Annotated in this window: 11 protein-coding genes; all 11 read right to left on the reverse strand. The window is 47.7% G+C overall.

The features are described from left to right. Positions 1-59: 59 nt before the first annotated feature. Positions 60-2,126, reverse strand: a complete 2,067-nt coding sequence (locus SY83_RS01500) for an Ig-like domain-containing protein (protein WP_068603590.1) — start codon at positions 2,124-2,126, stop codon at positions 60-62. A gap of 219 nt (positions 2,127-2,345) precedes the next feature. After that, positions 2,346-2,942 carry a DJ-1/PfpI family protein gene (locus tag SY83_RS01505; RefSeq protein WP_068603591.1) on the reverse strand — a complete coding sequence of 199 codons (597 nt, stop codon included), beginning with the start codon at positions 2,940-2,942 and terminating at the stop codon, positions 2,346-2,348. Positions 2,943-2,957: 15 nt separating this feature from the next. Beyond that, positions 2,958-3,527: a nucleotidyltransferase family protein gene (locus tag SY83_RS01510; protein ID WP_068610740.1), complete on the reverse strand. Its 570-nt coding sequence runs from the start codon at positions 3,525-3,527 to the stop codon at positions 2,958-2,960. A gap of 16 nt (positions 3,528-3,543) precedes the next feature. After that, the gene (locus SY83_RS01515; RefSeq protein ID WP_068610742.1) at positions 3,544-3,945 is read right to left on the reverse strand and encodes a GNAT family N-acetyltransferase; all 402 of its coding nucleotides are present in this window, start codon (positions 3,943-3,945) and stop codon (positions 3,544-3,546) included. 31 nt (positions 3,946-3,976) lie between these two features. Next, complete coding sequence (locus tag SY83_RS01520; RefSeq protein WP_197479933.1) at positions 3,977-4,405, reverse strand: hypothetical protein; 429 nt, start codon at positions 4,403-4,405, stop codon at positions 3,977-3,979. 321 nt (positions 4,406-4,726) lie between these two features. Further along, positions 4,727-4,984 (reverse strand): hypothetical protein, encoded by a 258-nt coding sequence (locus SY83_RS01525; RefSeq protein ID WP_068603594.1) that lies wholly within the window; start codon positions 4,982-4,984, stop codon positions 4,727-4,729. Positions 4,985-4,998: 14 nt separating this feature from the next. Beyond that, positions 4,999-6,135 carry a stalk domain-containing protein gene (locus tag SY83_RS01530; RefSeq protein ID WP_068603596.1) on the reverse strand — a complete coding sequence of 379 codons (1,137 nt, stop codon included), beginning with the start codon at positions 6,133-6,135 and terminating at the stop codon, positions 4,999-5,001. Between the two features lie 138 nt (positions 6,136-6,273). After that, entirely contained in the window at positions 6,274-7,194 is a 921-nt protein-coding gene (locus SY83_RS01535) for an aldo/keto reductase (RefSeq protein ID WP_068603598.1), read from the reverse strand. A 21-nt stretch (positions 7,195-7,215) separates the two neighbouring features. After that, entirely contained in the window at positions 7,216-10,254 is a 3,039-nt protein-coding gene (locus SY83_RS01540) for a glycoside hydrolase family 2 TIM barrel-domain containing protein (protein ID WP_068603600.1), read from the reverse strand. 54 nt (positions 10,255-10,308) lie between these two features. After that, positions 10,309-12,438 (reverse strand): DUF5054 domain-containing protein, encoded by a 2,130-nt coding sequence (locus SY83_RS01545; protein ID WP_068603602.1) that lies wholly within the window; start codon positions 12,436-12,438, stop codon positions 10,309-10,311. Positions 12,439-12,500: 62 nt separating this feature from the next. After that, a complete protein-coding gene (locus SY83_RS01550) occupies positions 12,501-14,057 on the reverse strand; it encodes an ABC transporter substrate-binding protein (RefSeq protein WP_068603604.1) in 1,557 nt (518 codons plus the stop codon). Positions 14,058-14,060 lie beyond the last annotated feature (3 nt).

A 14,060-nucleotide genomic window follows, 5' to 3' on the forward strand; every position in this document is an offset into this window, starting at 1 on the left:
GTCAAAAAGGGACTTGGCGCAAAATTCGCCAAGTCCCTTCATTTAAAAACTAATGCAAACTACGATACCCCGTCAAACACGATATAGATCGTGTCATCTCCGTTCTTCGTCCGCAAGCCGTTCCACCCCGCCGCATCGGTTATACCCGAATCGTTGGATAGCGTATATTTCTTCCCCGCTTCAAGCGGTGTCTTCAGTTGCAGTGTTACTTCGGTTACGATTTTGCCGGTGTTGTTGACGCCGTCCGATTCAATCTCAAGCTCAGCACCGCCCTGCAAGCGTAAATTAAACAAGGCTTTAGAGATGTTTTTGACAGGCTCGCTAAAAATCACTTTCACCGAATTTCGATTAACCGGCGTGACTTGCTTCACATAAGGAGTATGGTTCTCTACCTCAGTACCGGCAAATGATTTCCGGTTCGCTCCGTCCGAAGTGACCAGACCCGGGATGTTGGATACGGACACTTCATAAACATGACCTACACGCAACAGATTCGGATTCGCATCGCCGGTTCGGAACTGCACCGTCACCGCATGGTCGGTACCTGATTTCCGCTGAACGAAGGTTTTCCAATCTTGAAGCGACACTTGCCCGCCATTGTCCTTCACACTTTGAATTCGCAGGGCCGACACTTCACTGTCCGAAAGAGCCCGATTAAAGTAAACTTCAATGGTGTTCTTATTCATCGTTCCGATGGACTGCAGTTGTACCGCTTTCTGCGGATTGGAGATGCCCCCGAACGACCATTCGCTGAGCGTTTCCATATGGTTTCCGCCCAGGTCCACAATATCTTTGACCGTTAATTTATACAAGGTGGCGTCTTTCTGCTGCGATGTGGTGATAATGACCGTCTTGCCGTCATCTTGCAACGCCAGACGTTGGATCGACAAGCCGTTATTAAGGCTATAAAAGCCGGGATTGCGCGCTTGGTCCGGGTTGACTTTTTCACTAAAAACAAGCGTTAAGGTTGCATCCGGATTCAGTTTTGCCGAAGTCACTTTAGGCCGGTTACCGTCCTGATTTCCTATGAAAGAAACCACTTTGTCATCCATCACATTGCCTGATAAATCTTTAATTCTACGGATCGTTAATTTATAGGTTTTACCGTCCTGCTGCTCTGTGGTCCCGAGTGTCACTTTGCGCTTGTCTGAAGATACATTGGCGGACAGAACTCGAACACCGTTGTCGATCGTATAATTCCCTTCCGTCGTTGCCGTTCCTGCATCCACGGGTTCCTGGAATGTAATCTCCACGGTGCGCTTTGGAAGATTGACGACAGACGTAACTTGCGGTTTGCCCGAATCATCTGATAATGCTTTATACTTTCGTTCTGATCCGTCGATGTACAGGGAGTAGGTTTGATTGTAATTCTGCTTATTGGTCAACAACACAACCGTCAACCCGTCCGCGCTTAACGTTGCTTGTTGAATAAACACACCGTTGCCGCGGTCGTCTTTCAAAACAAATCTGGATTTATCCGCCGATTTAACAGCAGTGTTGAATGTAATGAGGATGATGTTGTTTTTTAACGGCACTACGGATTTCACTGACATCGGTACCTTATGAGTGTCTTCATAGACAGTGTACGCCGCTTCCACCAACAACCCCCGGGTCGCATTGTCCGTATAATTAGCCCGCGGGGAGAACCACTTGCGATCCAGTGCGATGGCTACACTGCTTGCCGCCCATTTGGACACGTACCCGTTCACTTTCGTCGAACTGGACCCGGAAATGCCATACGTCCTTACGAGGACCGTGGCCAATTGCTCCGCGCTAACTTTCGTAAGCGGCTCAAAGCGCCCGTTGCTTACGCCTTTCATTAACCCCGCCGCGCTAACCGCAGCAATCTCGTCGAACGACCAGCGCGTCTTGAGTACATCGTTGTACTTCGATGCCGTCGACTGATTCGAAGACAACTCCAGCAACCGAAACAGCACAGCCGCAAACTGTTCCCTTGTCATCGACTCGTTCAGCCTCGAGCTCCCATCGCTAAACCCGGCAAAGATCCCTTTGTTCACTAACACCTCATATTTCTGGTCTACCGTTAAATCCGCCGCAAAAGCCACAGGTGTTACCGCACTTAACATCAGAAGCAGAACTAAGCCAAATGACATGACTTTCCTCATTAATTACGCCTCCTTAGCGTGAAATTGGGTCATTGTGAATACCCGTTATACGCTGTTAAACCCATTTTTGTTGCTCGAATCTCCCGATACTTTCAAATACAGGTCTAACGTCCTTCATGCTGTCGAATGGTGTAAATCTCGACATTATGCCATAGTTCTGTTATTCAAGAACGCAAAAAAAGCCCCGTCAGGGACTCTGATAGAATCACTTGCTATATTTTAGACCCTATTCCAGTCATACTCCATAATTCTTGCGGTGCTTAGCGCTCTTTCTTCACCAAACAATCTCTCTATGACATACAAAGAGGCATCCATACCTGCAGAAACGCCTGCGGATAACACGATTTTTCCGTTATCAACATATCTAGCTTCCTCTAAAATTTCAGCTGAGGGGAGGATGGCCCTTAATTCGTTGATTGCCAAACGATTTGTAGTCAGTTTTAATCCATCCAATAGGTCGGTCATTGCAATGATTAAAGCTCCTGTACATACGGATAGAACAATCTCAACTCTATGGAAAGCCTCTTTGATCCAATCTGTGATAACAACATTATGCATTTCCGTTCTTGCTCCCCATCCACCAGGTATGATTAAGATGTCTGGCTGTGGACAGTTAGCAATGGTGTACGAAGGGTTTATACTAAGTTGCCCCAATGCAATTACTGGGCGGTTGTGCTCCGCGACTGTATAAACATTCAGATCCTTGCCTCTGTTACTCCCTGTGATAAACACCTCAAACGGCCCTACAAAATCCAACGGCTCCACACGATCATAAATCAAAATAGCTACATTTTTTGCTTGGCTTTCCTGATTCATAACATCATCTCCATCCTATGTATGAAAGACCGTTACTTGGGGCCACTTGCTCTTTAAATTCTTTTGCACAATGCGCTTTTCATATATGGCAGCCAGTTCCGGAGAGGATTGAAATAACGGGGTTGGTTTAATGTTCATCTCCAGCACATCTTCAAGCCCCCACGGCGTAGTCACAATCACTTGATCCCACACATCCAGCTTTAAACCCAACCCAGTCGCGGTCTCGGGAAACTTAGAAATCGCATCCTCGGACGAAGTATACGGCGGTATGTCATTTACTAGATGCATCCTGGCTTCATTCTTTACTGACCATGGAATGGTTGGCGCGAGCTGTTGTAACCGAAGTTCAAGTTCTTTTTCATAACCTTCATCCACTTCCGCTGGGTCAAAAAAAATCACATCCACATCCGCAAGCGGCGTCCGCTCTCTATATCCGTGAAGGGTGTCCCAAATCTTGGAGCGAACGAATCCCGCACAAACCCACCAATCGGGGAGCTCTAGCGTCTTAACCGTTTTCAGGATGTCCATGATCCATCCGTCGGTTTGGAATAGGAGTAGAAGATCTTCTTTATTTTGAATCAAAATGGTGCTCCTTCCGGACTTAACCCAGTTTTTTAGTAAACAGAATCTCCAACGGTTCATTCTCTAACAACAAACAACCCGCATCACGATAGCTGAGACGTCTATAAAAGTGCTGTGCCTCTTCATTAGCCAATGTGGATGTCATCACAAGCTTGTACCCTTTCTGTACCATCTCCCGCTCCCAAAATAACACCGTTTCCTTCCCCCATCCCTTCCCTCGAAAAGGCTCATCAATCCAAAGCATGTTCATGAAAGGGGTATTGTCCCAGAAGTAACTGTAAAGCATCCATCCAACAGCATCCGCTTCAACTCGTAGAATGTATATCTCATTGGCTTTAATTTTCGGCAAAATTAAGCTCTCTAAGATATGAGAATCCCGTGTTTTGATATATTCATAGTCTTGTTCTACCGCAACAGTAATGTGCCATTGGGCTACTCCTCTCCACCGCAAGTTACAGATCTGTACCCGGCGTAAACACGCCAACCACTTCGAAATATAAATCTTCTAGTCGATACTCCTGCTCATCGAGAGGCAGCGCCTTAAACTCGTCGGTAAGGGTATATGCCTCACTTGTGGGATAGGGTCTCCAAAAAGTTAACCCAATTTCCCTGAATTTATAGAGACAGCCGGATTCCGTATAATCATTATATTTAGCAACCTTGCTTACATGCTCAACAATACGGTCCGCTAACGTGCAGAATACATCCAGTCCGTCATATTCAACATGGAGTCCACTCGCAATCTGAATAAAGTTCGCCCTACCCTCACTGTCAAAATCAATCCGGCCATACATCATATAATTTCGATCAACCGCAAACAGTTCTTGGTGCGTCATCCCCAGTAGATAAGGACCTATAGATTTCCCGGGTATTACTTTCATGGAATTCATGGTTTGTCTTCGCCTCCCCTTTTTATTGCGTTCGCTCTTGTGAGTTTATCAAGAAAAAGCTTTACTTGCTAGGAAATAAAAACCGGCTCAGCCTAGTGAAATCTAGGACCAAAGCCGCTCAATATGTTATACTTTGGATAGAATGTTAGGGGATAGGGCGTTACGACCGCCCTACCCTGTGATTCAAGCGAGTGCCTCAACTGTGATTCCAGTTGGGGCTTTTACATTTTTAGGCGTTCTTTCAATGCATTTTACCAGTTGAGCCCGGCTGTCAGCAAATTAAGAATCGCGCTAAGAAGTAAAAGCAGCTCACTAGTTTATTCTATTATTTCTTTTCTGAGCTAAAATGAAAATGATCGTTAAAAGAATATACAAAGCTAGATTGGTAGGTTTAGCTATACCATAGTATAGGGATTGAAAAATTCCGCCAACAATCATAATTAAAGCAACCACCGTCAGTATTTTACTTACTCTAACATGGCTTTTTTTTAATCCAAAAGTAAGGAATAACATAAGGGCTATTACTGGGACTAAAAATAAGCTTAAGATGACCAAATATGCCGAAATCATATGTTATCCTCCAATTACTCCTCAACCCACTTATAAGTCAAATACTCATCTTTATTCTCTGTAAATGGAGACTTATTCTTAAAGTACAATACATCTCCTGAACGCTTCACAAAAGTCAAATGATCGCCCCTATACGGAACATCATTAACCTCGACGTACTCTTGTTCCTCTTTTGACAGCAGCTTTTTGTACAATGCAGTATTGGTACCGAATTTACGATCGATCAGCATAAGGATGCCGCTGTCGTTAGGACGAATCAGCAATATATCCTCATCCATGCCTTCCACAAAATACTCATCTTTCTCCCCGCCCAGCTTCTGTAGATCCAAAGTTTCTGTTTCCGCACCTGTGCCGTCTTCAATGAGTCTTAACGTGTGACCGTCGGTAATCAGTAACTGATTGTTAACGTGTCCCACGTTCTCCTGAAACCTCATCCAATAATGGACATGCGATTGATGTATGACAGCGCCGTCTTTCATGATCACCGAGAATGTTCGATTGTTAATATGCGGTTCACCATAGTTATCATTCAGGGTCAGCTGCAGCAGTCCGCCCGGCGTTGTGCGAAATCGAAAAGATAAGTACTCATAGATAGGAGCTCCGAGCTTCGCCAACTTCTTCTCCCTACCCTGTCGGTCTACTACGTACAACGCCGATTCCTTAGGTTCCACAATATAGGTCAATCCGCCATGTTTGGCAGAGTAACTTCGGTACGTATTGAGCCCGTGTGCGGTAATTGTTCTGGTCTTGGCATCCCACCGCAGCGCATCGGATTCAATAGCACGCGCCAGAAACCGTATAGGGATATACAACTCTTCCTGATATTTAAAAGGAGCTCCTCCCACATCCGCCAACTTCCCGTCCAGCATCCCGGCGGAACTTCCCACACGAACCGCGAATTTCTTCTTCCAACTATCGAAGGCTGCCCGACGACCGTTGTTGTCCCATGTCAACTTGAGTCCCGATGAACTAAGTGTTTGTAGCACGGGCACATAGACAACGCCTTGATGTACAACCGCTTTGCCGTCGTTCGTGCTTTTGTTATCCCAACGCAATGTATAATTCACATTTATAGAATCAGCCTTTATCCATGTCGGATCTATGAATGCAGCAGTAATCATCATTAAAGCGATGTATAGTGTCTTCTTCATTTTTAAACACCACACCTTTCCGTTTATCTACACTTTAAGACGTGTTACAGGTTGCAATAGTTTCGCAAAAGGATAGCAATCAACAAGTAAAAACCGCTCCCCATGAATAGAAGAGCGGTTCTTGTTCCTGAAATTTGTTTATACGGTACCGAACACGATTTCGTTGGCTTTGCTCAGCACATTCTCATCTATCGGCTGTTCCAGCAATTCCACATTCTCCAGCAAATGCTTTACATTCTTCGTCCCGGCTAACACAGAAGAGATACCGTCCGTTTCATACAGGAAGCGCAGCGCCAAGGCGGTCAAGAGTGATGCATCCCAATTCACTAGCTCATAAAGCTCTCGCAACCGTCCATGTTCCTCCGGATTCGCCTTCACTACCGGATGCGATCTGGCCGTCAACCAACCGTATCCGAGCCCGCCGCGGATGAAGACACCGATGCCGGATTCTTTGGCGCGCTTGATATTGTCGGCATTCCCGGTGTTTAACAGATTATATTCCATCTGCATCACATCGAAGTCACCGCTCTCGATACAACGGGCTGCCAATTCACCGTCAATCGAGGCACCTAAGTAACCGATCTTGCCTTCCTTTTGAGCATCTTTCATGGCTGCTACCGTTTCTCCATCATCCAGCACCTTCTTCGGGTCAGGTCCGAAATGGATCTGCATGATATCGATATAGTCGGTCTTCAGCAGTTGCAGACTGCGGTCAATCGAAGCTTTCACGGCCGCATAGGAGAAATCGTAGTACGTATCCGGTTCCCGGTTATGTTCGCCGCATTTGGAAGCAAGGATATACTCATTCCTTCTGCCGTAGAGAAACGTACCGATCCGCTCTTCACTCTTGTGATAAGCGCTTGCTGTATCAATCAGGTTAATGCCTGAATCCAGCACCCGGTGAAGCACTGCGCCCGCCGTCTCTTCATCCGGTCTTTGAACGGATTCACCAGACCCGATTCCCCAGTCCCTTCCGATTTCAAGCGCCCCGAAACCAAGAAAAGTCACTTCTTTACCGATTCTGTCGATGTAGCGCTTATCCAGTGCTTTTATACTCATTTACAAATCCCTCCAATGTTCTTAAATATCCTCTTTGAATATGGGCAAAATGTTGAGGCTAAACCCAAATGTCTTCTGATTCAATCGGTAAGGCTCCAACAACTGGGGTCCGCAGGAATTGGATCCTACACCGCTCATTTGATAATCCAGATGAACAAACGTCTCTTTCGATTTTCGCAATTCATGAGAATGGGCTGCGCGCGTCAACTCGTCTGAAGTGTAGTGAGAAACATTCATCGAGAAAGCTTTCGGTGAAGTGAAATGTAAGCCCATACCCAACTCACTGGATACCGTAGCCCACTCGGTTCCATACCGGGAGCCGTTCTCTTGAGGCATAATGTAATTCTCAAACATAGAGTCTACGGTGGTAAGGTACCTTCCGCGCTTGACACTATTACGTTTATCCACGTAACTCTCATGGGGACCATTGCCGTAGTATTCGACCTCTTCATTGCCTTCGGGCATGGTTAACCTCAAACCAAACCTTGGTAGATACGGAAGCTCCTCCCGAACCTCAACCTGGGTATGCAGCCTAATCTCCCCGTTGGCATAAACAGTCCATATGGCTTCACCTTGCATAATCGGCCTTCTGATATATCCACCCAAGGAATACGTGACACGGATCTCAACTTCACCGGTTTCTTGTTTCTTCCATGTCGACTGGTATAGTTTCATACCGGCACGATCGTAGCCTTCGTCGATCCATTCTTTGCGAATATACATATCATTATCGGTCGGAGCCCTCCAGATAGTGAACTCGGCAGGCTGGCTGATCATGTCAACCTCATTGCGGCTGATTCGGACAAAACAGCCATGATACATGTCGAAAATATGCTGAAAATCCAAACCATTCATCATCAGTTCGTGGCCCTGTCTGTGTACATAAAGTCCGCTGTCGCTGTATCCTTGGTGAGATGACGAACGAATTTCTTTTTCAACCGTAACAGGCAGTTCAAACTGCGCAAATGACAGTTCCTGACCCGGTACGGACCCGATGGTTCCCTCCTCGGCGATACAAGTAAGAGTCACGATAACCTGTCCTTTAGCAGCTTCCGGCAGAGTATAAGGAACTTGAATAACCTCATGCTGTTGCGGAGGAACTATGTATTCACCCAACTTGCCTTGAGCCAGCAGCCTTCCCTCTTCTTCCATCTTCCAAAATAACGCTATCCCTCTCAGGTCCCGGAAATCATATAAGTTGGTGATCTTCACCAGTCCCTGAACCAGATCCACGGCCTCGAAGCGAACCGGAGCAAGCACTTGTTTGAGCTCCAAGAGCCCGTTATGCGGTAACCGATCGGGCGTAACGAGGCCGTCTATACAGAAATTCCCGTCGTTCGGCTTATCGCCGAAATCACCGCCATACGCGTAGTACGGTGTTCCATCCGAAGTCCGCGCCTTCACGCCGTGATCGCACCACTCCCATACACAGCCGCCCATCAGCTTTGGATAACGGTAAATGACGTCCCAATAATCTTTCAGGTCTCCCGGGCCGTTCCCCATGGCATGGCTGTATTCGCATAAGAACATAGGCTTCGTATTTGCCGGCTCGGCGGCATATGCCTCGATCTCGCTCACCGATGCATACATCCGGCTCTCGATGTCAAGGCACTCCGTGTTCTCATGCCCTTTATAGGCCGGTGCCGCACCTTCATAATGAACCGGCCGCGACGAATCCCTCTGACGGATCCAGTCCGCCATGGCAATATGATTCACATCATACCCGGACTCGTTTCCGAGGGACCACATCACGATACATGCCTGATTTTTATCCCGTTCCACCATACGCTCAGCGCGATCAACGAAAGCCTGTTGCCACTCCGGATCAGCCGAAAGTTTGTGAAAGGCTCCCTCCGCCCAGTTCTCCGCTATGCCGATGCCATGGCATTCGAGATCGCCTTCATCGATGACATAGAACCCGTACTCATTACATAATTCGAGAAAGCGGGGATCATTGGGATAGTGGGCGGTTCGAATTGTATTGATATGATGCTGTTTCATAAGTTTAAGATCACGAATCATATGGTTTATAGGAATCGTCTGCCCCAGCTCAGGATGAGAGTCGTGACGGTTGACGCCTTTCAACTTCACCGGGCGACCGTTAATCCGGAACACGCCGTCAACAATGTCCACTGAACGTATACCCACAGAAAATGAGAGTACTTCCTCTCCGCTGTACAGGGACAACTGATACAAATAAGGCTGCTCCGCATTCCACAGTACGGGTTCATGAATTTGGAGCCTCATGGCTAAGCTGCCATGCCCTTCGATTTCCGAACGTGTGATTTCATTTCCTTCCGCATCGTACAGTTCAGCCCGAATGTTCTGCTTACCGGTGGCCTCAATTTCCAATTGCAGCGAAACGGAAGCATAATCCTCATCGAACTGCTGTCGAATGAACACATCTCTGATGTGAGTTTTCTCCCTTGCCAACAGATAAACATCCCTGTAGATCCCCGAATATCTCCAGAGGTCCTGATCTTCTATGTACGTTCCGTCACACCACTTTAATACCAGAACCGCCATTTTGTTCAGACCGCTGTGGACATAGTCCGTAATATTGAACTCCGCCGGAATGCGGCTTCCTTTGCTGAAGCCAACAAACACGCCGTTAACCCACAAATAAAAACAGGAGTTCACACCCTCAAACACCACGTATTTCTCTTTGCCGTCCCATGTATCCGATATTCTGAACTCTCGAACATAGCTTCCCGCGGGATTGGTGTCGGGCACATAAGGCGGATCACAAGGAATCGGATAATTTACATTGGTGTAATGAAGCTGATCATATCCTTTGGCCTGCCAGCAGGATGGCACAAGCAGCGTGTCCCATGCCGAAATATCAGCTTCTTCCCGGTAAAATGATTCTTCTACCTTCGCAATGCTGTCATAATATTTGAATTTCCAGTTCCCATTCAACGTCTGGTAATAGGGCGAGCGGCCCCTTTTCCGTTCCTTAGCCGAAACGGTGTCTGCGTAAGGAATATAGTAAGCGCGAGGCTGTTCACGGTTTACATGCAACAAGCGCGGATTTTCCCAATAGTTCTCAAGTGAAATCATAAGAGTCACTCCATTCTTATAGCGTTTATAGCGTGCTGCTTACTGTTTAATACGTTAATTTGAAATCAACTCAATGATGAACCTGAACTTAGCGTCTTCCTCATACCACATTGGGAAATTGGTACCCCATTTGTTGTTATGAAGGCATACATGGAACCCATTTTGCAGCGGAGCAAAAGTATTGTCGAATTGAAACAATCTTCGATCTCCCGGCGAAATCAGCGGGGCATCAAGAGAGACCAGACGAACCCTGCCGTCTGCTCCATGGTAATTCATTCCCCCGTCATCGCATGCATGGAGATTTCGAGCTCCGTTCTTCACTACATGCAAGGGCGATACGTTTGCTCCCAGTTTGCTCAGGGTCCACAAATTCGGATTATCTGCCAGGAACGGGAAAGACAGCCACGAAGCTTCCGGAAGACGGTTGGCATCTTTATTGAACCAATTCAACGAGATTTCTATGCGCGGGTAATCCAAAGGGAAGCGATACTGCAGCTCCAGCGAGCGCGGCGCTCCGCAGTGTTCCGCGGCTTCAGGAGGCATCGTTACGCAGGCGATAACAACGTCAGCCTCCGCTTCCTGGCGGTAGTAAAGCTGCGCCCCGAACGGGCAGAACTCTTGATGCCTCGGCTGAGGATTTGCCCATTCAAACCCAGGCTTGCCGAAATCCGCGTCCGCCCAGCCGTGAGTCCAGCTATGGTTCACGTTATAGTCGCGGTTCCATTGCTGGATATCTTCATGCGCATATGTTTCGTATACATAGCTTCCCAAACCCGTCCGGCCCTCTCCGTCAGCCCAAACTTTTCCCGCCGCGTCTGACAGTCTCATCAGGGATCCGTCATCTCCAAAGGCAACTTCGAAAGTACCCAGCTTGTAGTTGTGCTTGGTTTGCAGCCTTTGGGTGCCGGCTGTGTTCTCCCGTTCCGGCCGAAGAACCAGCAAAGCATTCATGGCATCCGTCTTCAAATTCCCCGGCAAATGTCCCACTGCTTGAGAGATATACTCTCTTTGCTCTTTCCAGGAGTTCTCGAAAGCCGCGTAACTGCGCATAGCGGCAGCCTGCTTCCGTTCTTCGTCTGTCATCGCATCAGACTCATTCATGGAGAAGAACTTAAGATATGCATATCTATCGGGAATAAGCTTAGGATCAACCAAGTCCGCTTCCCTTGCCGCACGAAATTCTGTTTTTCCGTAGTTCGAGAAATCAGGGAGATACTTCTTCAGGTCCATGCCCCAGGTATGCTCCGCCACCATGAGTAATTCGCCGCTGAACTTCGCGTCCTCCTTGCTTCCCTCAACCCATTTCCCTTCACCGATCCAGTTGCTGCGAAGGCGTAACAGTTCCCGATAAGCAGCTACTTTCCAAGGGTCTGTGCCCGCTCCGTGAATCCAGGTATCCCCAATCTCCTCCGTTACCACGGGCAGATTTTCCTTCAGTTCCAATAACTTCGCGGCAAAGGCATCCATGGTCGATGCTCGAACCTTCGCTCCCGGGAACTGTTCTTGCAGCTCACGGAACTGTTGCCGGATCTCATCAGGTCCAGGAGGACCATGGTTATCACCGGTATGAGCGAAGACAAGCACATCCTTCAGACCTTCGATCTGCAGCACTTCCCCGTAATTCCCCGCATAATTCACAACGACCTCGGAACCGTCAGCCGCCCTCCACCGGAATACGGACGGTACGGAAGGAACCTTGGATGCAGGATTCACCCCAAGGTGAAGGTAGTGAATGCCCGCTTCGGCCAATAGCGGAACCAGCCCGATTGTATGTCCTGGGACGTCGGTCATCTTACCCGCAATCGTCTTCCTGCCGAATCGGCGATCCAATCCTGCAGCAATGGATAATCCGTACCTGCATAGGGATTCGTCAAGCAACTCCGTATGTGTAGTAAACGGCAGCCCGTGCCAGGCAATATACCCTTTCCGGATTGCATCCTCCATGCGCTCCCGCTCCGCAGGACCCGCAGCGTTCAGATAGTGATTAATCAGCCAGGATCCTGTGGTCCATACGAACCCTGCGTCCTCCCCGGACAGCGCCAATTGTTCCGCCGTCTCTATCGCTTTCGGAATAAAGGAAGTAACGTATTGCTGAATCACGTTCTCCGCCAAGTCGGTAAATCCGATATCCAGATGTGTTTTGAAAACAACATGTACCGTTTCAATCCCGCTCTTTCCGTTCATAGATGTTCCTCACTTCAAAGAACAAGCGGACGGGGTTTCCCCGCCCGCATTGTCTTCAAGATTTATTTTTTGGAGGCAAGAAAAGCATCAATCTGTTTCTGTGCTTCCGCTAACACTTTATCAATCCCCGCTGCTTTATACTCTTTAATGATCTTTGGAATGGTAGTTTCCGGATCCAGAGATCCTGCCACCATAGCACCGGTATATTTAATGTCGATATTGGACATCGCGGCTACTTCTGTCTTCACCGGCTCGGAATTGAACACGAATCCTACCGTTGCCGTTGGTTTAGCTTGATCGTTAAATTCCTTGTATTTATCCCAGATATCAGCTGGTGTTCCTTTGCGAACAAGGTTGATAAAGTTGTTTCCCACAAGCCAGGTGCGTTGCAAATCATATCCCGTAGTCTGTCCTGTTTGGCCTTCCGGATAATCTATAGTGCCGTCAGCCTGTTTCACATAATGCTCGCCTTCGATACCGAAGTTCACAAGATTGCTCACAACAGGATCTGTATTCAGAAGTTCAAGGAACATCAGGGCGCGCTCAGGATTTTTGGAAGTGCTGGAAATGGCTTGCATAACCGTGATGGCATCGTTCGTATCGAAATGCGGTGAGATCAACGGCTGGTTCACAAAATCAAATTTGTTTTGAGCGCCTGATTTGGTCTGCATTTCCGCATAAGGTTTGCCGTAACCGAAATTCAATACGGATTTACCTGCGACTAAAGCAGCGTTGTTATCAAAACCCGCGATCGGCGCGTCTTTAAAGATGTAACCTTTGTTCCACCAATCCCGAACCACTTTCGCGCTTTCCATATATTCCGGCGTTTCAAATATATTTACAACTTTACCTGTTGGATCGTCGAAACTGATCCATAGAGCGCCGTTGTCACCCAGAATCGGGTAGTATCCGGTTCCGGCAAAACGCGCAGGGTTAAAGCCGATCGTGCCTGCTTGCGGATTCAATTTCTTAGCCGCTTCCAGGTATGGGGCGAAATCAGCCGGTTTCTTTGCGCTTGCAAGATCGAATCCGGTTTGCTCTACAATATCTTTTCTAACCGTCGCGTCAAAGGAAGCACCCAGTTCCTTCACTACAGGAACAGCATACAGCTTGCCGTTCATAAGAGCAGCGTCGTACAGTTTGTCGGAGAGAAGTTCTTTGAGCTTCGGCGCGTGCTTCGGAAGCAGTTCCGTAATATCAAGGAACGTCCCTTTAGCTACGTAGGTCTGGTAAGGTGTCGACCATCCTGTAACCGAAACGATGTCCATCTCTTCACCTGAAGCAAAATTCAGATCAATTTTCGTTTTATAATTGGCGTAAGAGATCAATTTCAGGTGAATTTTGGCGTTAATTTTGTCGGCGAGATATTTGTTAAGTTCCTCTTCTACCGCTCCGACGTCCTTCTGCTCATCCGCTTCGATATACCAGTTCAAATCCACAGGCTCCAGCTTCGGTTCAGCCGTATTCTCCCCGGTTGCTTCTACATTGCTTCCGTTCTTGGCGTTTCCGGTATTGCCGGCTTCATTCTTGTTGCCGTTCCCGCTGCATCCCGACAGCATCATGCTAATCGCTAATACGGTTACCGCGGTCAAGCCTAGCAGCTTTCTTTTCTTTCTCATATT

Source organism: Paenibacillus swuensis, from assembly GCF_001644605.1.
GTDB classification, from domain to species: Bacteria; Bacillota; Bacilli; order Paenibacillales; family DY6; genus Paenibacillus_N; species Paenibacillus_N swuensis.

Bases quoted from the DNA above. Each gene is read 5' to 3' on its own strand.
- SY83_RS01500 (WP_068603590.1), bottom strand. From the start codon at position 2,126: ATGAGGAAAGTCATGTCATTTGGCTTAGTTCTGCTTCTGATGTTAAGT.
- SY83_RS01505 (WP_068603591.1), bottom strand. From the start codon at position 2,942: ATGAATCAGGAAAGCCAAGCAAAAAATGTAGCTATTTTGATTTATGAT.
- SY83_RS01520 (WP_197479933.1), bottom strand. From the start codon at position 4,405: ATGAAAGTAATACCCGGGAAATCTATAGGTCCTTATCTACTGGGGATG.
- SY83_RS01525 (WP_068603594.1), bottom strand. From the start codon at position 4,984: ATGATTTCGGCATATTTGGTCATCTTAAGCTTATTTTTAGTCCCAGTA.
- SY83_RS01530 (WP_068603596.1), bottom strand. From the start codon at position 6,135: ATGAAGAAGACACTATACATCGCTTTAATGATGATTACTGCTGCATTC.
- SY83_RS01535 (WP_068603598.1), bottom strand. From the start codon at position 7,194: ATGAGTATAAAAGCACTGGATAAGCGCTACATCGACAGAATCGGTAAA.
- SY83_RS01540 (WP_068603600.1), bottom strand. From the start codon at position 10,254: ATGATTTCACTTGAGAACTATTGGGAAAATCCGCGCTTGTTGCATGTA.
- SY83_RS01545 (WP_068603602.1), bottom strand. From the start codon at position 12,438: ATGAACGGAAAGAGCGGGATTGAAACGGTACATGTTGTTTTCAAAACA.
- SY83_RS01550 (WP_068603604.1), bottom strand. From the start codon at position 14,057: ATGAGAAAGAAAAGAAAGCTGCTAGGCTTGACCGCGGTAACCGTATTA.